The organism is Streptomyces sp. NBC_00271 (genome assembly GCF_036178845.1).
Taxonomy (GTDB): Bacteria; Actinomycetota; Actinomycetes; order Streptomycetales; family Streptomycetaceae; genus Streptomyces.
Map to the genome: position 1 here is coordinate 3,169,961 of NZ_CP108070.1, position 19,556 is coordinate 3,189,516.

Below are 19,556 nucleotides of genomic sequence, written 5' to 3' on the forward strand. Positions count from 1 at the left end.
CCACCGTGACCAGACTCAGCGTCGAGATGCTGGCAGCGGACACCGTCGAGCCGATCACCTCGGCGGGCCATGCTCAGCTGGGCATCGCCGTGCTGGCGGGCATCGCCGTCATCGTCCTGCTCATCACCCAGTTCAAGCTGCACGCATTCCTGGCCCTGACCATCGGCTCGCTCGCCCTCGGCGCCTTCGCCGGGGCCCCGCTCGACAAGACCATCACCAGCTTCACCACCGGCCTCGGCGCCACCGTCGCCGGCGTCGGCGTCCTGATCGCGCTCGGCGCGATCCTCGGCAAACTCCTCGCCGACTCCGGCGGCGCCGACCAGATCGTCGACACCATCCTCGCCAAGGCCGGCGGCCGCGCCATGCCTTGGGCGATGGTGCTGATCGCCTCGGTGATCGGTCTGCCGCTGTTCTTCGAGGTCGGCATCGTGCTGCTGATCCCGGTCGTACTGATGGTCGCCAAGCGCGGCAACTACTCCCTGATGCGCATCGGCATCCCGGCGCTGGCCGGTCTGTCCGTGATGCACGGCCTGATCCCGCCGCACCCCGGCCCGCTGGTCGCGATCGACGCGGTCAAGGCCAACCTCGGCATCACGCTCGCCCTGGGCGTCCTGGTCGCCATCCCGACGGTGATCATCGCGGGCCCGCTCTTCTCGAAGGTCGCGGCCCGCTGGGTCGACGTCCCGGCCCCCGACCGCATGATCCCCACCCGCGCCTCCGAGGAACTGGACAAGCGTCCCGGCTTCGGCGCCACCCTCGCCACCATGCTGCTGCCGGTCGTCCTCATGCTCTCCAAGGCGCTGGTCGACATCATCGTGGACGACCCCACCCACGTGGTGCAGCGCGTGTTCGACGTCGTCGGCTCCCCGCTGATCGCCCTGCTCGCGGCCGTGATCGTGGGCATGTTCACGTTGGGCCGCGCGGCCGGTTTCACCAAGGACCGCATCTCCACCACCGTCGAGAAGTCCCTCGCCCCCATCGCGGGCATCCTGCTGATCGTGGGCGCGGGCGGCGGCTTCAAGCAGACCCTGATCGACTCCGGCGTGGGCCAGATGATCCTGGACATCTCCAACGACTGGTCGATCCCCGCGCTGCTGCTCGCCTGGCTGATCGCGGTGGCCATCCGCCTCGCGACCGGCTCCGCGACCGTCGCCACCATCTCGGCCGCCGGCCTGGTCGCGCCCCTCGCGGCCGACATGTCCACCGCCCACACCTCGCTCCTGGTCCTCGCGATCGGCGCCGGCTCGCTGTTCTTCAGCCACGTCAACGACGCCGGCTTCTGGCTGGTCAAGGAGTACTTCGGCCTCAGCGTCGGCCAGACCGTCAAGACCTGGTCCGTCATGGAGACGATCATCTCGGTGGTGGCGGGCGGGCTGGTCCTGCTGCTGTCGCTGGTCATCTAGGGGTACGAGGATGAGAGACGGGAGTACGGGGATGAGCCACCCTCTGTTCGACATCAGTGGTCGCAGGGCCCTGGTCACCGGCTCCAGCCGGGGCATCGGGTTCGCGCTCGCCCGCGGGCTCCTGGAGGCGGGCTGCACGGTCGTCCTCAACGGGCGGGACGCCGACCGGCTCACCCAGGCCGCGTCGGAGCTGCCCGGCGACGTCCACACCGCGGTCTTCGACGTCACGGACGGCCCCTCGGTGGCCGCCGGAATAGCCGACGTCGAGGACCGGGTGGGCCCGCTCGACATCCTCGTCAACAACGCGGGCATGCAACTGCGGGCCCCGCTCCTGGAGTTCACGGACACCGACTGGCACCGGATCCTGAACACCAACCTGACCAGCGCGTTCCTGGTCGGCCGCGAGGTGGCGCGACGGATGACGGAACGCGGCCACGGCAAGATCGTCAACATCTGCTCGTTGCAGAGCGAGGTCGTCCGTCCGGGCATCGCCCCGTACGCGGCCACCAAGGGCGCGCTGAAGATGCTCACCAAGGGCATGTGCGCGGACTGGGGGCAGTACGGGGTGCAGGTGAACGGGCTCGGCCCCGGTTACATCGAGACGGAGCTGACCCAGCCCCTCGTCGAGGACGAGGAGTTCAGCGCCTGGGTGCGGCGGCGCACCCCGGCCGGCCGGTGGGGCCGTACGGAGGACCTCGTCGGCGGGGTGCTCTTCCTCGCCTCGCCCGCGGCGGACTTCGTGAGCGGGCAGGTGCTGTACGTCGACGGCGGTATGACGAGTGTGCTGTGAAGCGGACCGCCCGGTGAACGCGGTGAAAGGGGCCTGACGATGCTCGGCTGTGTGATTCACGGGCAGGGTGACCTGCGGGTCGACGAACTGCCGGTCCCCTCCGCCGGGCCCGGCGAGGCACTCGTCGCCGTCCGGTACGGCGGGGTGTGCGGGTCGGACCTCCACTACTGGCGGCACGGCGGCGTCGGGGACTTCCGGCTGCGCGAGCCGATGGTGCTGGGCCACGAGGTCGTGGGGACGGTGCTGTCGTACGGCGACGGGGCCACCGGTCCCGCGCCGGGTACGGCCGTGGCGGTGCACCCGGCGACCCCGTGCGGGGTGTGCCCGGAGTGCGCCGACGGGCGGGCGAACGTCTGCCGGGACACCCGCTACCTGGGCAGCGCGGCGCGCACCCCGCATGTGCAGGGCGGGTTCGCCGCCCAAGTGGTGGTGCCCGCCCGGCAGTTGAGGGAGCTGCCCGCGGGGCTCCCGCTGCGGCGGGCGGCGCTCGCCGAGCCGCTCTCGGTGGCGCTGCACGCCGTCCGACGGGCCGGTGCGGTGCAGGACCGGCATGTCCTGGTGACGGGGGCCGGGCCCATCGGCTGTCTCGTGGTGGCCGCCGCGAAGGCCGCGGGCGCGGCCCGGGTGACCGTGACGGACCTGCTGCCGCAGGCGTTGTCGTACGCCGTCGCGGCGGGTGCGGACGCGGTGGTACGGGCCGACGATCCCGCCGATCCCGGGTGGCCGACGGAGGTCGACGTGGCCGTCGAGGCGTCCGGGGTGGCAGCGGGCCTCGACACCTGCCTGCGCCTGGTGCGGCGCGGCGGGGTCGTCGTCCAGCTCGGCATGCTGCCGCCGGGACAGAGCCCGTTCGCGGGGAACCTGGTGGTGAGCCGGGAGATCGAGCTGCGGGGCGCGTTCCGCTTCGACGAGGAGTTCGACGACGCGCTGGTCCTGCTCGCGGCCGAGCCGCGCTTCGACTCCCTGGTCAGCGCGGTGGTCCCGCTCGCCGCGGCGGAGTCGGCGTTCACCCTGGCCGCGGACCGCAGCCGCTCGTGCAAGGTACTGCTGGACTTCGAGGTCCAGTAGGGCTAGGCGGTGTGCCGGGGGCCGCAGCAGTCCCCCGACACACCCGACATGGGCTAGGGCCGCCAGAGGGGATGCTCGCGCTCCGCCCACTCGCGGCTCACCGAGCCCGTGCGCAGGCCGCGGCGGGCCTCCGGGTCGCCGAGGGCCATGCCGATGTGGCCCGCGAGGACGACACCGATCGTGAGCGCCAGCCAGTCGTGGACGAAGGTCGCCGAGGTCCGCCACATCAGGGGGGCGAGGTGGGTGAACCACATCAGCAGCCCGGTGCCGAGCATGACCAGGGTCGCGCCGGTGATCCAGGCGGCGTAGGTCTTCTGGCCCGCGTTGAACTTGGCCGCGGGTCGGGACGAAGGGCGCCGGTCCCGTCGTAGCGCCGCGCGCAGCCACGTACGGTCGTGCGGGCCCCAGCGGTTGAGGCGGCCCAGGTCCGCGCGGAAGGCGCGGGAGACCAGGCCCGCCAGGACCGGTACCGGGAGCATCAGGCCCGCCCACTCGTGGATCCTGACCACCAGCTCACGGCGGCCGACGAGCTCGGCGAACATCGGAAGGTACAGGCACGCCGCCGTCGCCACGCAGATCCCCATCAGCAGGGCGGTCACGCGGTGCACCCAGCGCTCGGCGTGGCTGAAGCGCCGTACGCGCGGCGCGGGCGCGGCGAGGGTCGGGGTGTCGTCAACTCGTGGGTGCATCGTCGCGTCCGTTCGAACGGCCGACCCACGCGTCCACGTCGTAGCCACGGTCCTCCCAGTACCCGGGACGGACGTCCTCGGTGACGGTGATGCCGGAGAGCCACTTGGCGGACTTGTAGAAGTACATGGGGGCGACGTAGAGGCGGACCGGGCCGCCGTGGTTGTGGCCGAGGGGCTTGTCCTGCATGCGGTGGGCCACCAGGATGTCGGGGCGCCGGGCCTGCTGGAGCGTGAGGCTCTCGGTGTACGCCCCGTCGAAGCACGTGAAGCGGATCGCGCGGCCCTTCGTCTGGACCCCGGCGGCGTCCAGGAGATGGGACAGCCGTACGCCTTCGAAGGGGGTGCCGGGCACCCGCCAGCCCGTGACGCACTGGACGTCGTGCACGATCCGGGTCTGCGGCAGGGCCTTGAGGTCGGCCAGCGTGTAGCTGCGCGGGTGGTCGACCAGGCCGTCGATGGTGAGGCGGTAGTTCGACGCGTCCTTGTGCGGGACGGAGGAGGTCACCGAGTAGTAGCGGAAACCGCCGCCGTTGGGGAGCAGGCCGGTCAGCCCCGTGGGGTCGTCGGCGAAGAGGGACTCCAGGCCGCGCTGCAGGGTGGGCGCGGCCAGCACGCCGAAGGCACCGAGTCCGAGCGTGCCGAGCAGGAGCCGGCGGCCGATGGGCGCACCGGAGGCTTCCGGGTCCTCCGGCGGGCGTTCCCGGGGCCGGTCCGGTCCCCGCCGTGGGGACTGTTCAGGGTTCACCCACCTATACGAGCACCCGCGACCCCCTTGAGGCCAGCGGCAGCGGGTGCTCGTCAGACTTCCGTAACCACTTCTCACACGCTTCTCAGACCAGGAACCCCGGATCCGGGCGCCGGATCGGGGCCCCGGATCGAGGTCAGGGGGTGGACTCCGCCGCCTTGTCCAGCTGGAACGCCTCGTTGCCCAGGCCGATACGGGCGTGCGCCTCGGGTTTGCGGGAGCGCAGCACCAGGCCCTGCACCAGGCCGACGACCAGGGCGGCCGCGATCAGGGCGGGCAGCAGCCAGCTGAGCGCGGAGTCGGGACCGGCGACGACCAGGACGTCGAAGTCCTTGACCGTGTAGCCCGCGATCACGAGGAGGGCGACGGCCGCGATCGCCGAGGTGGCCAGGCGCCAGGCCTGGGCGCGGGCGGCTCCGCGGCGGGCGAAGAAGACGATCACGGAGAGCGAGGCCGCCGCCATCAGCAGGATGACGCCGAGCGCGCCGACGTTGCCGGCCCACGTGAACAGGTGCAGTACGGGCGCGGTCGGGTCGCCGGTGGGCTTGTCGTCGGTCACGGCGAACGCGATCACCACGATCGCGGAGACGCCGGTCTGCAGCAGCGAGCCGGTGCCGGGCGCGCCGCTGGTGCCGGTGGTCCGGCCGAAGGCGGAGGGCAGCAGTCCTTCCCGGCCCATGGCGAAGGCGTACCGCGCGACGACGTTGTGGAAGCTGAGCAGCGCCGCGAACATGCCGGTCACGAAGAGGACGTGCAGGACGTCGGTGAAGGTGCCCCCAAGACGTGACTCGGTGAGGAAGAACAGCAGTCCGGCGTTCTGCTTCTGCGCCGCCCCGACGATCCCGGAGGGGCCCGCGGCGACGGTCAGCGCCCAGGAGCTGAGCGCGAAGAAGACGGCGACGAAGCCGATCGCCAGGAACATCACGCGCGGGACGAGGATGTGCGGGCGGCTGGTCTCCTCGGCGTACACCGGTGCCTGTTCGAAGCCGGTGAAGGCGGCGATGCAGAAGCACAGCGCGGTGCCGACGCCCGCCCCGGTGAGCGTGTCGGGGTTGAAGGCGTGCAGGGAGAGGCCCTCCTTGGCGGGGTCGGCGACGGCGGCGATGTCGAAGATGACGACGAGCGCCACCTCGACGACCAGAAGGACGCCGAGTACACGCGCGTTGACGTCGATCTTCAGCCAGGAGAGCGCGCCGACGGCGAGGACGGCGATCAGCGCCGGTATCCACCAGGCGACTTCGACGTCGGCGTAGGTGGCGAACAGCCCGGAGACCTCGAAGCCGAAGACGCCGTAGATGCCGAACTGCAGGGCGCTGTAGGCGACGAGCGCGACCGTGGCGGCGCCGGCGCCCGCGGTGCCGCCGAGACCGCGGGCGACGTAGGCGTAGAAGGCGCCCGCGTTGTGGACGTGGCGGCTCATCTCGGCGTACCCGACGCTGAAGAGCACCAGCACCACGCCGAGGATGACGAAGAGCAGCGGCTGTCCGACGATGCCCATCACCGCGAATGTGGTGGGCATGACACCCGCGACCACCATGAGGGGGGCGGTCGCCGCGAGGACGGAGAGCAGCAGACCTCCCGTGCCGAGCCGGCCCGCGTGCAGGGCGCGGTCCTGGCCCTTGAAGGTGCTGATGGCGCCACCGGCCGTGGCGGGTCTACCCGTGTGCGAACTGCTCGAGGTGCTCGAACTGCCCGTCGTCATCGCGGGGCCGTCCTTTCGGGTTTCTCGACTTCTTGTGGGTGGGGTCACACCGTGCCGAGGGCGCTGTCGCGGGCGGCACGGAAGGCTTGGTACGGGTCGCGGTCCGGGTACGACCACGGCTCGGGGGTGGCGTGCGGGCCGATGCGGTGGAACAGGGCGGCGGCCTCGGCGCCCCGGCCCTCGCAGAACTTGGCGTGGGCGAGGAAGTTGAGGTCGAGGTGGCGGCGGGGGTGGTCCTCGCGCTCCCACTCCAGCCACCAGTCGAAGGCGGCCTTCATCACCTGGCGGGCCCGGCGTCCGACCCAGTGCCCGGAGGCGGCGGGGTCGGTGGACTCGCTGCCGGCGGCGGCCAGCACGCGGTAGCGCTCGGCGTGCGCGACGACGGGCAGCATCGCGAGCGGAGAGTCGGCGGGCGCCTGTTCGGCCGCCCAGTTCGCGAAGTCGTAGACCTCGTGGAGGGGGTCCTGACCGGCCTCGGCGCGGCGCTCGGCGAGCCGGGCGACCATCAGGTGGTGGGCGTGGTGGTGCTCGGGGTAGCGGTGGCGCACCTCGTCGAAGAGCCGGACCACGTCGCCCTCGGTGCCGCGCGCACGCTCCAGGATCAGCAGGCCGAGCCAGGGGGTCGGGTCGGCGGGCGCGAGCGCGGCGGCGGCGTCGCAGGCCTCGCGGGCCCGCTCCGGGCGGTCCTTGCCGTGCAGGGCGCGCTGGACGGTGGCGCAGGCGAGGAGTACGGCGGCGTCGGCGGACTCGGGTTCCGCGAGCTGCCAGTCACGGGCCCAGGCGAGGGCGGCGGGCTCCTGGGCGAGGACGGTGACGCGGTGTCCGCGGCGGTCCCAGTCGTCGCCGGTGGCGGCGAGCAGTGCGCGGACCGCGGTCCATCGCCCCTGGGCCAACGAGGCGCGCGCGGCGACGAGTTCGGAGTCGTCGAGCGCGGCGTCGAAGGCGTGGACCGCGCGTTTGCGGCCGCGGCCGAGGGGAGGAGGGGGTGGCGGGGGTGGCGACACCGCGGGCGGTTCCTCACAGACGCGGCTGGTCAAGGGGTGATCACGCAAAGCAAACCCTTGGCTGAGGGTTTACGTCAAGGCCCGGTCAATCCGCTGCACGGTGCAACTTCCCTTGAATGGCGCAGAGTTGATGTTCCCTCGCACGCTCTTCGGGACGGGAACGGGCTGGTGGGACGGCTCTCTCCGGGGCGAGCCCGACTCCCCGCGGGGGCCGGGCCGCACCCGGGCCCCGGCTCCCCGCAGTCCGGGGCACGGCTGAAACCCGACCACGGAACGGTCCCCTGCGGAGCCGGGCCCACCGGAGCAAAATGTGGGGACTTTTCCGAGGGTCAGCTCACCGCCTCGGCGGCCGCTCGGCCCGCTGTGCGGCCGGAGAAGAGGCAGCCCCCGAGGAAGGTGCCCTCCAGGGAGCGGTAGCCGTGGACTCCGCCCCCGCCGAAACCGGCCGCCTCGCCTGCCGCGTACACGCCGGAGAGCGGGTCGCCGCCCTCGGTCAGTACGCGCGAGGAGAGGTCGGTCTCCAGGCCGCCGAGGCTCTTGCGGGTGAGGATGTGGAGGCGGACGGCGATGAGCGGACCCGCCTTGGGGTCCAGGATGCGGTGCGGGGTGGCCGTACGGATCAGCTTGTCCCCGAGATAGTTGCGGGCTCCGCGGATCGACGTCACCTGGAGGTCCTTGGTGAAGGGGTTCGCGATCTCCCGGTCGCGCGCGACGATCTCGCGGCGCAGCGCGGCCTCGTCGATCAGCGGCTCCTTGGTGAGGGCGTTCATGCCGCGCACCAGGGCGCCCAGATCCTTCTCGACGACGAAGTCCGCGCCGTTGTCCATGAACGCCTTGACGGGGCCCGGTACGTCGGCGCGCGCCCGGCCGATCACGTCCCTGATCGACTTGCCGGTCAGATCCGGGTTCTGTTCCGAGCCGGAGAGCGCGAACTCCTTGCCGATGATCTTCTGGTCGAGCACGAACCACGTGTACTCGTATCCGGTCTTCATGATGTGTTCGAGCGTGCCGAGGGTGTCGAAGCCCGGGAAGAGCGGCACCGGGAGCCGGTTCCCGCGGGCGTCCAGCCACAGGGAGGACGGGCCCGGCAGGATGCGGATGCCGTGGTTCTCCCAGATGGGGTTCCAGTTCTGGATGCCCTCGGTGTAGTGCCACATGCGGTCGCGGTTGATGAGGTGCGCGCCCGTCTCCTCGGCTATCGCGAGCATCTTGCCGTCGACGTGCGCGGGGACGCCCGCGACCATCTTCTCGGGCGGCGTGCCGAGCCGCTCGGGCCAGTTAGCGCGGACCAGGTCGTGGTTGCCGCCGATGCCGCCCGAGGTGACGATCACCGCCTGCGCCTTGAGCTCGAACGCCCCGGCGACGGTACGGCTGCTGGCCTGCCCGCGCGCGATGCCGGACGGCTCCAGGATCTCCCCGGTGACCGTGTCGACGGTGCCCGCGCTGCGGGACAGCCCGGTCACCCGGTGGCGGAACTTGAGCTGGACGAGCCCCCGGGCGACCCCGGCGCGTACCCGCCGCTCGAAGGGCGCGACCACTCCGGGCCCGGTCCCCCACGTGATGTGGAAGCGCGGCACGGAGTTCCCGTGGCCGTTGGCGTCGTAGCCGCCGCGCTCCGCCCAGCCGACCACCGGGAAGAAGCGGACCCCCTGCTGGTGCAGCCAGGACCGCTTCTCACCGGCCGCGAAGTCCACGTACGCCTCGGCCCAGCGGCGCGGCCAGTGGTCCTCGGCCCGGTCGAAGCCGGCCGTGCCCATCCAGTCCTGGAGGGCGAGCGCGTGACTGTCCTTGATCCGCATCCGGCGCTGCTCGGGCGAGTTCACGAAGAAGAGTCCGCCGAAGGACCAGTGGGCCTGGCCGCCGATCGACTGTTCCGGCTCCTGGTCGAGGAGGATCACCTTGCGGCCCGCGTCGACGAGCTCCGCGGTCGCGGCGAGCCCCGCGAGGCCCGCTCCGATCACGATCACATCTGCGTCGTAGGCCATGGGCCCGTCCTCTCGGCCTGCCGACGTTTCCGGTCGGCTTCTGTCGGCTTCGTCACGAGCCGGCGGCATCGTCGTGGGTTGATGAGACAGTGGTACGGAAGACATCAGTCATCGGTACCGGTCGAACAGGCGGGGCCGCCGCTCGACCGGCCGTTGTTACTGATCGGTCAGATCCTTCGGCAAGAAGAGTGACCGAGTCAACTGCCCGGTTCCGGGTACTCCCGTGGGCAGGGCCCGGTCGATGGCACTACAGTCGGCGGCAATACGCGACCGTGACCCGTGCTCACCCGAACGTATCGAGGTACCCAGCGTGTCGGTTCTCGTTCTGATCCTCTCGGTGAGCGCGGCCTGCTGTCTGGGCTTCGGTTTCGTGCTCCAGCAGAACGCCGCCTCACACGCCCCGCTGAGCGACTTCCTCTCCTGGCGCCTGCTGCTCGACCTCATCCGGGTGCCCCGCTGGCTGGGCGGCATCGGGCTCATGGTGTGCGGCATGGTCCTCGGCGCGGTCGCCCTGGGCAAGGGCGAGATCTCCCAGGTGGAACCCCTCCTCGCGACCAATCTGCTCTTCGCGCTCGCGCTCACCCGCCACCAGACCAAGCACCCGCTGGGCCGCCAGGGCTGGGCGGGGCTCCTCCTGCTCGCGGGCGGGGTCACGGCGTTCATCGTGGCGGGCAAGCCCAAGGGCGGCGACTCGGTGACGGATCCGCTGCGGCACTGGCTGATCATCGGGATCATGATCGGGCTCGCGCTGCTGCTCACCACCTACGCCAAGCGCTCCCGGATGACCGCGGCGCCCGTCCTGCTCGCGCTGGCCGCGGGGATGCTGTACGGCGTGCAGGACGCGCTCACCCGGGTCAGCGGGGAGCGGTTCGGAGCCGGCGGCTTCAGTGAGCTGCTGACCGGCTGGCAGCCGTACGGGGTGCTCGCGCTCGGGGTGACGGGCCTCGTGCTGGTGCAGAGCGCCTTCGAGACGGCGGAGCTGCGGATGTCGCTGCCCGCGCTCACCGCCGCCCAGCCGCTGGCCGGAATCGTGTGCGGCGTGGGCTTCCTCGGGGACAAGCTGCACACGGACGTGGGGGCACTCACCTGGGAAGCGGCGGGGCTCGCGGCGATCGTGGCGGGAATCGTCCTGCTGGGCATGCACCCCGCGATGCCGTCGGGCACCACCAAGACCGAGTCGGTACGGGACCTCCAGCCGCATTGAGGGCGTACGACGGCGCCGCGTCGGGCCGCAGGGACGGCGCGCACCGCGCCCGGTGCCGGCGGCTGCTTGGATGGGGCCATGAGCGCCGCTGACGAGATCCTCGACATCGTGGACGAGAACGACGTGGTCATCGGGCAGTCCCCGCGCGGCGAGGCGTATGCGCGCGGTCTTCGCCACCGCTGCGTGTTCATCCAGGCCCGGGACGCCCGGGGCCGCCTCTTCGTCCACCGCCGCACGCCCACCAAGCTCGTCTTCCCCTCCCTGTACGACATGTTCGTCGGCGGGGTCGTGGGCGCGGGCGAGTCCTACGACTGCGCGGCCCTGCGCGAGGCCGAGGAGGAACTCGGGGTCTCCGGGCTCCCCGAGCCCGTCCCTCTCTTCAAGTTCCTCTACGACAACGGCTCCGGCCAGAGCTGGTGGTCGGCCGTCTACGAGGTCCGCTGCGAGCTCCCGGTGAACCCCCAGACGGAGGAGGTCGCCTGGCACGACTTCCTCACCGAGGAGGAGGTGGAGCGGCACCTGACGGACTGGACGTGGGTGCCAGACGGCCTGGCGGCGTACGAGCGCCTGAAGGACTACCGGGCGACGGGCACCGACTGAGCCCCCCGACGGGCCCCGGTAGGGTCGATGGCGTGATCGAATTCGTGCGGAACGTCCGGCTGTGGTTCGCGCCCGAGGAGGTCCGGCAGGAGGGCGTCACGCCCGACTACCGGTTCTCGCTGGCGAACGAGCGGACCTTCCTCGCCTGGCTGCGCACCGCGCTGGCGCTGATCGGCGGCGGCTTCGCCGTGGATCAGTTCCTGCCGGACCTGCGCTGGGGCTGGCGGGTCGGCCTCGCGCTGGCCCTGCTGGCGGCGGGCGTGCTCTGCTCGCTGCGCGCCGTCAATCACTGGGTGCGCTGCGAGCGCGCGATGCGCCGCGGGGAGGACCTTCCCGTGTCGCGCTTCCCGGCACTGCTGAGCATCGCCGTCGCGATCGTGGCCGTCGCGATGGTCGTCGTCGTCCTCGTCGGCTGGGAAGGGTGACCGCGCCCGGCCCCCGGCACCGCCCCGAGCGGGACCCGGGGCTGCAGCCGGAGCGCACGCGGCTCGCGTGGCGGCGTACGACCCTGTCGAGCACCGTCGCCGCGGTCCTCGCGGCGAAGGCGGCGCTGCACGGCGGCCCGTCGGCGATCGACGCGGCGGCCTGCGCCCTGTGCTGCGCGCTGTGGCTGGGCTTCCTGGCGCTCGCGCACCGGCGCATCCGGGTGCTCGCGACGCCCGGCACCGACGGTCCGCCCGCGCTCGCACCGCGGCACGCGACGGCGGCGATCCTGTGCACGGTCGCCCTGGCCGTGTGCGCGGTGGCACTGGTGTTCTGAGCGGGATCAAATGGGGCGTAACGATGCAAATGGCTACGAATGCGGATCTTTCTGGCGCTAGCCTGAGCCGTCATTTCACGCCACTCACGAAGGTGAGCACCATGACCACCCTTCACCTGGAGCATCCGACCCACGCGCACACCCACGGCCCGGACTGCGGGCACACCGCCGTGCCGCACGGGGACCACGTCGACTACGCGCACGACGGACATCTGCACCGGGAGCACTCCGGACACTGGGACGAGTGCGAGCCGAGCGGCCACACGGCGCACGGCGAGCACGGCCACCGGCACGGCGAGGGCTGCGGGCACCCGGCGGTCGCGCACGGCGACCACGTCGACTACCTGCACGACGGCCACCGCCACGCCGAGCACGACGGCCACTGGGACGACCACTAGAGACAAGCACGCCCCGGCGTCTCCCCCGGCTCCCGGAGGGAGACGCCGATCACGTTTCGTCCGGGCGCTGGACGACATACCGACTGGTCGGCATCATGGTCACGTCCCGTTTCCCGGCGTGCAGGAGAAATGATGAGTCCCGACCACCCGCCAGGTCTCGATCTCGACCGACTGCGCGGCCTGCTCGACGGCGAGCGGCCCGGTCTGGTGCACGGCCCGCTGACCGGCCGGCTGATCGAGGGCGGACGGTCGAACCTCACGTACGCGGTCACGGACGGCACCACGAGCTGGGTCGTCCGACGGCCCCCTCTCGGGCACGTACTGGCCACCGCGCACGACATGAAGCGCGAGCACCGCGTCATCAGCGCGCTGCACCCGACCGCCGTCCCCGTACCGCGTCCGGTCCTGCTGTGCGAGGACGACGAGGTGCTGGGCGCGCCCTTCTACGTCATGGAGTTCGTGGTCGGCACCCCGTACCGCACCGCCGAGCAGCTCGCCCCGCTCGGCCCGGAGCGCACCCGGGACGCGGTGCTCGGGCTCGTCGACACGCTCGTCGAACTGCACGCCGTCGACCCCGCCGCCGTGGGCCTCGCCGACTTCGGGCGCCCCGAGGGCTTCCTCGACCGGCAGCTGCGCCGCTGGGGCAAGCAGCTGGACGCCTCCAGGAACCGTGAGCTCGCCGGGATCGACGAACTGCACGCCGCCCTCGGCCGTGAGCTGCCGCACTCCCCCGCGCCCTCCGTCGTGCACGGCGACTACCGGCTCGACAACGTGCTGATCGGCGAGGACGACCGGATCAAGGCGATCCTGGACTGGGAGATGTCCACGCTCGGCGATCCGCTCACCGACCTGGGCCTGCTGGTGATGTACAGCGCGCCGCTGGACCTGCCCGACTCCCCCATCAGCACGACCGCCTCGGCGGCCGGGCACCCGGACCCGGCCGAGATCGTCGAACGGTACGCCGCGCGCTCGGGGCGCGATGTGTCCGACGTCGCCTGGTACACGGCGTTCGCCTGGTTCAAGCTCGCCGTGATCCTGGAGGGCATCCACTACCGCTACACGCTCGGCCAGACGGTCGGCGCCGGCTTCGACCGCATCGGTGAACTGGTCCCGTTCTTCATCGAGCACGGTCTGACCACTCTTCAGGAAGGCTGATCCGAGATGGACTTCGCATTCGACGCGCGTACCGAGGAACTGCGCGGGAAGCTGCTCGCCTTCATGGACGAGTACGTCTACCCGGCGGAGGCGGTGGCGGAGGAGCAGCGCGCCCGGCTGGCCTCGCCGTGGGACACGCCCGCCGTGGTCGGGGAGTTGAAGGCGGAGGCCCGCAGGCAGGGCCTGTGGAACCTCTTCCTGCCCGACGCGGAGTACGGCGCCGGGCTGACCAACCTCCAGTACGCGCCGCTCGCCGAGATCACCGGCCGCAGCCCGCACCTGGCGCCCACCGCGCTGAACTGCGCCGCGCCGGACACCGGCAATATGGAGGTGCTCGCGCAGTTCGGCGACGAGCAGCAGAAGAAGCAGTGGCTGGAACCGCTGCTCGCCGGTGAGATCCGCTCGGCGTTCGCGATGACCGAGCCGGAGGTGGCCTCCTCCGACGCCACCAACATCACCACGCTCATCGAACGCGACGGTGACGAGTACGTGATCACCGGCCGCAAGTGGTACATCTCCGGGGCGATGAACCCCGACTGCAAGATCTTCATCGTGATGGGCAAGACGGACCCGGACGGGCCGGACATCCGCCGCCAGCAGTCCATGGTCCTGGTCCCGCGCGACACCCCGGGGCTCGAAGTCCGGCGCGCCATGCAGGTGTACGGCTACGAGGACCACTCCCACGGCGGGCACGCGGAGGTCGTCTTCGACCATGTCCGCGTCCCGGTGAGCAACCTCGTCGGCGAGGAGGGCGGCGGTTTCGCCATCGCCCAGGCGCGGCTCGGCCCGGGCCGCATCCACCACTGCATGCGGCTGATCGGCATGGCCGAGCGGGCGATCGAGCTGATGTGCCGCCGGGCCGTGTCCCGTACGGCCTTCGGCAAGCCGCTCGCCCAGCAGGGCGTGGTCCAGAACTGGATCGCGGACGCGCGCGTCGCCGTCGAACAGCTGCGTCTGCTGGTCCTGAAGACCGCCTGGATGATGGACACCGTCGGCAACAGGGGCGCCCACACCGAGATCCAGGCCATCAAGATCGCCACTCCGCGCACGGTCGTCGACATCCTCGACAAGGCGGTTCAGCTGCACGGCGCGGGCGGTGTCAGCCAGGACTTCCCGCTGGCCGAGCTGTGGGCGAGCGCGCGGACGCTGAAGCTCGCGGACGGCCCGGACGAGGTGCACCAGCGGTCGCTGGCGCGACGGGAGATCAAGAAGTACGTGTGACCGTCCGGTCCGGTGGGGCGGTGAGGGGCTTTTTCGCCCCCGCCGCCCCTACCCGTTCCCGGCCCCCGGGGGCTGTGCCCCCAGACCCCCGCAAAAGATCGCGCAGTTCCCCGCGCCCCTCTTCAGGGACGCGGGGAACTGCGCGGACGGGGTCTGGGGCAGAACTACGGACGTAGCGCCCGCAGCAGCAGGTCGGCCAGGTGGTCGGCGACCTCCTGGGGGGTGAGGGGGCCGTCGGGGCGGTACCAGGTCGACAGGTGGTGCACCGAGCCGAAGTGGTAGTCGACGACCAGGTCGGCCGGGGTGGCGGTGGAGAAGACGCCCTTCTTCTGGCCCTCCTCCACGAGCGCGCGGAAGCGTTCGTGGTAGCGGCGGCGCTCGGCGCGCACCTGCTTGTCCTTCTCGGGGCTGAGGTGGTGCATGGAGCGGAAGAAGATCGCCGCGTCGTCGAGGTTGTCGATCGTGGTGACGACGACGTCGGCGGCGGCACCCCGCAAGCGCTCCTCGACCGGCGCGTCGGCATCGGCGAACGCGTCCAGCCGCTCCTGCTGAAGCCGCAGCACGCGCGCGTACACCTCGTGCAGGAGGTCGTCCTTGGAGCCGAAGTAGTGGTACAGCGCGCCCTTGGTGACGCCCGCCGCCTCCACGATCTCCTGCACGGATGTGCGGTCGTAGCCCTGCTCGGCGAAGAGCCTGGTGGCGGCGGCCAAGAGCCGCTGCGGGACGGGCGTACCGTCTCCGTCCGTCGTCCTGGGCACTGCCGCCACCTGCCTTTCAAGCGTTGTCCGGTGAAACGCGTCGTCTACTGGGAGTCCTGGGGACGGGAACGCAGTTCCCGTCGCAGGATCTTGCCACTCGCCGTCTTCGGCAGCTCGGGCAGGATCTCCACATGCCGCGGATATTTGTAGGCGGCCAGTCTCTCCTTGCAGTACGCGGCGAGCGCGTCGGGGTCCTCGTCCGCGCCGGGCCGCAGGCTGATGTAGGCCTTCACGGTCTCGCCGCGGTAGCCGTCGGGGATGCCGACGACGGCCGCCTCCCGGACCGAGGGGTGCGTGTAGAGCACGTCCTCGACCTCGCGGGGCCACACCTTGAAGCCGGACGCGTTGATCATGTCCTTCTTGCGGTCGACGACGTAGAGCCAGCCCTCGGGGTCCATGAATCCGATGTCGCCGGTGCGCAGCTCACCGTCCGGGAAGGTCTCGGCGGTGGCTTCGGGGCGGCGCCAGTAGCCGGGCACGACCTGGGGGCCTCGTACGAGGATCTCGCCCTGTTCGCCGAAGGGCACCTCCTGGCCCTGGTCGTCGACGATGCGTACGACCGTGTCGGGGCCCGGCACACCGACGGCCAGCGTGCCCGAGACCGGGTCGACGGGAGCCTCCCGGCCCGGCGGTACGGAGGCGCAGGGCGCGGTGCACTCGGTGAGTCCGTAGCCGTTGCGGATGTAGGGCCCGAATCCGGCCCGGAACTTCTCCACCAGGGCCGGCGGCAGTGGCGCGCCGCCCGAGGAGATGTTCACGAAGGAGGCGAAGTGGTCCGGCGTGACCGCCGGATGCGCCGCGAGTGCCATGAACGCGGTCGACGGGCCGACCGTGTACAGCGGCCTGTGCTCGGCGAACGCGTCGAGGACGACCCCCGCCTCGAAGCGGTAGGCGAGGACGAGCGTGCCCACGCTGTCGAGACAGGCGGCGAGCTGGCAGACCATCCCGGTGATGTGGAACAGGGGCGCCATCGCGAAGTAGACGGGCGCCTCCGGCAGCCCGAGGCCCGTCCGCTGCCGCTCGGCGTTGTACATGATGTTGCCGTGCGTGTTGGTGGCCCCCTTGGGGGTGCCGCTCGTCCCCGAGGTGTAGCTGATCAGCGCGATGTCGGAGGGCTCCGCGTCACGCCCCGCGGGGGCCTTGTGGCCCGCCCGGGCGACCGCCACCAGATCGTCGGCGTCCGCGGCCTGCGGCAGCCGCTCCAAGGTCAGCACCCGTGCGTCGCCCCGCGTCTGGAAATCCAACTCACACGCCGTGAGGACGACGCTCACGGCCGAGTCGGCGGCCGTCTCGCGCAGATACGACTCCCACGCGCGGTCGGAGCACACCAGGGCACGTACGTCCGCGTCGTGCAGGACGTGGCGGACCTCGCCCGACTTGTACATCGGGTTGACCGGCACGACGGTCGCGCCCGCCTTCCAGGCGCCGAGCAGCGCGAGCACGAAGTGCGGGGAGTTCTGGAGCAGGATCGCGACGCGGTCGCCGCGCTCCAGACCGCGGGCGGCGAGGTGCCCGGCGACCGAGTCGCTCAGCTCGTCCACCTCGCGGTAGCTCAGCAGCCCGTCGAAGTAGGCGAGCGCGGCGCGGTCCGGAGCGTCCGCCACGGCGCCGCGCAGGGCGTGCACCAGAGAGTCGGCCGGGCTCACCGGGCCGCTCTGGGCGTCATTGAGGAGGGCCACCCAGGGCCGGTCGGCGTAGGTGGTCACCGGGTCGCCTCCCACTTCTGCTGGATGTGGTTCATGTTCGTCAGCCAGCGGTCCGGTTCGGCGGCCCGCACCTGGTAGTACCCGGCGACCTCGGGGTGCGGCAGGATCAGGAAGCGGTCCTCCTCGATCCCCGCGAACAGCGCGTCGGCGACGGCCTCCGGCTCGATGGCGGTGGGCTGCAGGACCAGGTCGCCCGCGCTGCCGGTGGCGTCGAGCATGTCGGTGCGCACGCCCTGCGGACAGATCGCGTGCACCTTCACGCCGCGGTGGCGGTACGTCAGCGACAGCCACTCGGCGAAGGCGTACGCGCCGTGCTTGGTGACGCTGTAGGGCGCGGCGCCGATCATGGTGAGCAGTCCGGCGGCGGAGACGGTGGAGACGAACCGGCCGCTGCCGCGCTCCAGCCAGGCCGGCAGCAGCTCCTGGGCCGCCCGGACGTGCGCCATCACGTTGACGTCCCAGGCGAGCGCCCAGACCTTCTCGTCGGCCGACTCACTGCCGCCCGAGGGGAGGCCCGCGTTGGCGCAGTAGACGTCGATGGTGCCCCCGAGGGCGTCCCGGGCCTCGGCCACGATCGCGGACGCGTCGCCGGGAACCGCGATCGCCCCGATCTCCTCGGCCACGGCCTTCGCCTTGGCGGCGTCCAGATCGTTGACGACGACCCGGGCCCCCTCGGCGGCGAAACGACGGGCCAGCGCGGCCCCGATACCGCCTCCGGCCCCGGTGACGACCACTCCCGCATCTTGCACGGCTTCCACCATCGGTCTCCTTCGACACGACGCGACACAACACGGCTCAGCTGCGACCCCAGACTAACCAGTCGGTATGTAGCAGGGGAAGGGCCCTTTGGCAGCTCCGACCCGCAGGAGCGCCCCTTCAGGGGCGCGGGGCTCTGACATATGCGGCTCCGCCGCGGGGCGCGACCAGCCACTTACGGCCCGCCGCTTACGAACCATCCGCGGGAGCGCCTAACGTGCCGGTGCCAGCCTTCCGCGATCACGGAGGTCCCCCCATGCGCCCTTCCCGCCGAGCCCTCCTCACGGCCACCGCCACGGCCACCGCCACCGCCGCCTTCGCGGCGACCCCCACCACCGGCACCACCCCCACCACGACGACATCCCATGCCGACCCCCTCCGTACCGGCTTCGAGCAGCTCCAGGCGTCCGGTTACGCCGCCCTCCACGGCCGGCGTGTCGGCGTCGTCACGAACCCCACCGGTGTCACCAGAGACGTTCGCCACATCGTCGACGTCATGCACGCCGACCCCCACGTGGAGCTGACCGCCGTCTTCGGCCCGGAACACGGTTTCCGCGGCACCGCGCAGGCCGGCGGCTCCGAGGGCCGCTACGACGACCCGGCGACCGGACTCCCGGTCTACGACACGTACCTCAAGAGCGGCAAGCCTCTCGCCGACGTCTTCACCGCCTCCGGCGTGGACACCGTCGTCTTCGACATCCAGGACGTGGGCGCGCGCTTCTACACGTACATCTGGACGCTGTACGACTGCATGGAGGCGGCCCGGCTCGCGGGCAAGCGCTTCGTGGTGCTGGACCGGCCGAACCCGGTGACCGGACGGGCCGCCCAGGGACCGGTGCTGCACAAGGAGTTCGCGACGTTCGTCGGGCGGCAGCCCATCGCGCAGGCGCACGGGATGACGGTGGCGGAGCTCGCGCGGCTGTTCAACGGGGAGTTCCTGGCGGCGCCGGTGGACCTGACCACCGTACTGATGTCGGGCTGGAAGCGGTCGGACTTCTACGACGCCTCCGGCCTGCCCTGGGTGCCGCCGAGCCCGAACATGCCGACGGCCGACACCGCCCTGGTGTACTCGGGAACGTGTCTCTTCGAGGGGACGAACCTGTCGGAGGGGCGCGGCACGACCCGTCCGTTCGAGCTGCTGGGCGCGGAGGGCATCGACGGCCGATGGGCTCTGGAGGCGAACCGGCTCAAGGTCCCGGGCGTGCGCTTCAGGGAGGCGTACTTCGCTCCGACCTTCTCCAAGTTCCAGGGAAAGACGATCGGCGGCGTGCAGATCCATGTGCACGACCGGGCCGCGTACGACCCCGTCCGCACCGGAATCGCCCTCCTGGTGACCGCCAAGAAGGTCTGGAGCGGCTTCGCCTGGCGCTCGGACCACTGGATCGACAAGCTGACCGGCTCCGCCAAGGTGCGCACGATGATCGACGCGGGGGCGACGACCGACGAGGTCGTGGCCGCCTGGCAGGACGAGCTGAAGGCCTTCCAAAAGATCCGGAAGGAATATCTTCTTTACGGATGAGCGGAAAGAACTTCTTTTCCGCGGTTGAGTCGTGACGTATGGCCAATCTTCGCCCCCGGTAGGACGATGCGCCCACATCGCACCGCCTTCGGG

The 19,556-nt window shown here is 71.5% G+C and carries 19 protein-coding genes; 11 read left to right on the forward strand and 8 right to left on the reverse strand.

The window, feature by feature from the left end:
* The first annotated feature begins 5 nt into the window (after nt 1–5).
* The 3 genes from OG798_RS14890 to OG798_RS14900 are packed head-to-tail and all read left to right on the forward strand — an operon-like array spanning nt 6 to nt 3,261.
* Nucleotides 6–1,403, forward strand: a complete 1,398-nt coding sequence (locus tag OG798_RS14890) for a GntT/GntP/DsdX family permease (RefSeq protein WP_328757190.1) — start codon at nt 6–8, stop codon at nt 1,401–1,403.
* Nucleotides 1,404–1,434: 31 nt separating this feature from the next.
* A complete protein-coding gene (locus tag OG798_RS14895) occupies nt 1,435–2,193 on the forward strand; it encodes an SDR family oxidoreductase (RefSeq protein WP_267061365.1) in 759 nt (252 codons plus the stop codon).
* Nucleotides 2,194–2,232: 39 nt separating this feature from the next.
* Nucleotides 2,233–3,261, forward strand: a complete 1,029-nt coding sequence (locus OG798_RS14900; RefSeq protein WP_267061366.1) for an L-idonate 5-dehydrogenase — start codon at nt 2,233–2,235, stop codon at nt 3,259–3,261.
* Nucleotides 3,262–3,314: 53 nt separating this feature from the next.
* Here OG798_RS14900 and OG798_RS14905 read toward each other — a convergent pair whose 3' ends face one another.
* The 5 genes from OG798_RS14905 to OG798_RS14925 form a co-directional block, all read right to left on the reverse strand.
* Nucleotides 3,315–3,950, reverse strand: coding sequence for a cytochrome b/b6 domain-containing protein (locus OG798_RS14905; protein WP_267061367.1), 636 nt, complete (start codon nt 3,948–3,950; stop codon nt 3,315–3,317).
* The gene (locus OG798_RS14910; RefSeq protein ID WP_095855534.1) at nt 3,934–4,695 is read right to left on the reverse strand and encodes a molybdopterin-dependent oxidoreductase; all 762 of its coding nucleotides are present in this window, start codon (nt 4,693–4,695) and stop codon (nt 3,934–3,936) included. Before OG798_RS14910 ends, OG798_RS14905 begins: the two co-directional genes overlap by 17 nt.
* Nucleotides 4,696–4,831: 136 nt before the next feature.
* Entirely contained in the window at nt 4,832–6,397 is a 1,566-nt protein-coding gene (locus tag OG798_RS14915) for an APC family permease (RefSeq protein WP_097226355.1), read from the reverse strand.
* Nucleotides 6,398–6,441: 44 nt separating this feature from the next.
* Entirely contained in the window at nt 6,442–7,401 is a 960-nt protein-coding gene (locus OG798_RS14920) for a hypothetical protein (protein ID WP_257016888.1), read from the reverse strand.
* 329 nt (nt 7,402–7,730) lie between these two features.
* Nucleotides 7,731–9,386 carry an FAD-binding dehydrogenase gene (locus OG798_RS14925; protein ID WP_095855531.1) on the reverse strand — a complete coding sequence of 552 codons (1,656 nt, stop codon included), beginning with the start codon at nt 9,384–9,386 and terminating at the stop codon, nt 7,731–7,733.
* Nucleotides 9,387–9,696: 310 nt separating this feature from the next.
* On the opposite strand from OG798_RS14925, the gene OG798_RS14930 reads away from it, so the two are divergent.
* The 7 genes from OG798_RS14930 (at nt 9,697) to OG798_RS14960 (ending at nt 14,724) form a co-directional block, all read left to right on the forward strand.
* Nucleotides 9,697–10,590, forward strand: coding sequence for a DMT family transporter (locus OG798_RS14930; RefSeq protein ID WP_095855530.1), 894 nt, complete (start codon nt 9,697–9,699; stop codon nt 10,588–10,590).
* A 78-nt stretch (nt 10,591–10,668) separates the two neighbouring features.
* On the forward strand, nt 10,669–11,190 hold the full coding sequence (locus OG798_RS14935) for an NUDIX hydrolase (protein ID WP_095855529.1): 522 nt from the start codon (nt 10,669–10,671) through the stop codon (nt 11,188–11,190).
* 32 nt (nt 11,191–11,222) lie between these two features.
* Nucleotides 11,223–11,615 (forward strand): YidH family protein, encoded by a 393-nt coding sequence (locus OG798_RS14940; RefSeq protein WP_054231108.1) that lies wholly within the window; start codon nt 11,223–11,225, stop codon nt 11,613–11,615.
* Nucleotides 11,612–11,950, forward strand: a complete 339-nt coding sequence (locus OG798_RS14945; RefSeq protein ID WP_121416624.1) for a DUF202 domain-containing protein — start codon at nt 11,612–11,614, stop codon at nt 11,948–11,950. Before OG798_RS14940 ends, OG798_RS14945 begins: the two co-directional genes overlap by 4 nt.
* A gap of 101 nt (nt 11,951–12,051) precedes the next feature.
* Nucleotides 12,052–12,348: a hypothetical protein gene (locus OG798_RS14950; RefSeq protein WP_095855527.1), complete on the forward strand. Its 297-nt coding sequence runs from the start codon at nt 12,052–12,054 to the stop codon at nt 12,346–12,348.
* 132 nt (nt 12,349–12,480) lie between these two features.
* Nucleotides 12,481–13,503 carry a phosphotransferase family protein gene (locus OG798_RS14955; protein ID WP_095855526.1) on the forward strand — a complete coding sequence of 341 codons (1,023 nt, stop codon included), beginning with the start codon at nt 12,481–12,483 and terminating at the stop codon, nt 13,501–13,503.
* A 6-nt stretch (nt 13,504–13,509) separates the two neighbouring features.
* Nucleotides 13,510–14,724, forward strand: coding sequence for an acyl-CoA dehydrogenase family protein (locus OG798_RS14960; protein WP_054231104.1), 1,215 nt, complete (start codon nt 13,510–13,512; stop codon nt 14,722–14,724).
* 164 nt (nt 14,725–14,888) lie between these two features.
* Here OG798_RS14960 and OG798_RS14965 read toward each other — a convergent pair whose 3' ends face one another.
* Genes OG798_RS14965 through OG798_RS14975 form a run of 3 tightly spaced genes read right to left on the reverse strand, consistent with a single transcriptional unit; the run spans nt 14,889 to nt 17,949 of the window.
* Entirely contained in the window at nt 14,889–15,482 is a 594-nt protein-coding gene (locus tag OG798_RS14965; protein WP_054231210.1) for a TetR/AcrR family transcriptional regulator, read from the reverse strand.
* 44 nt (nt 15,483–15,526) lie between these two features.
* Nucleotides 15,527–17,188 (reverse strand): class I adenylate-forming enzyme family protein, encoded by a 1,662-nt coding sequence (locus OG798_RS14970; RefSeq protein WP_328757191.1) that lies wholly within the window; start codon nt 17,186–17,188, stop codon nt 15,527–15,529.
* Nucleotides 17,185–17,949 carry an SDR family oxidoreductase gene (locus OG798_RS14975; RefSeq protein ID WP_067365143.1) on the reverse strand — a complete coding sequence of 255 codons (765 nt, stop codon included), beginning with the start codon at nt 17,947–17,949 and terminating at the stop codon, nt 17,185–17,187. Before OG798_RS14975 ends, OG798_RS14970 begins: the two co-directional genes overlap by 4 nt.
* A gap of 251 nt (nt 17,950–18,200) precedes the next feature.
* Here OG798_RS14975 and OG798_RS14980 point away from each other — a divergent pair, with 251 nt between their 5' ends.
* Complete coding sequence (locus OG798_RS14980) at nt 18,201–19,463, forward strand: exo-beta-N-acetylmuramidase NamZ family protein (protein ID WP_328757192.1); 1,263 nt, start codon at nt 18,201–18,203, stop codon at nt 19,461–19,463.
* Nucleotides 19,464–19,556: the final 93 nt, after the last annotated feature.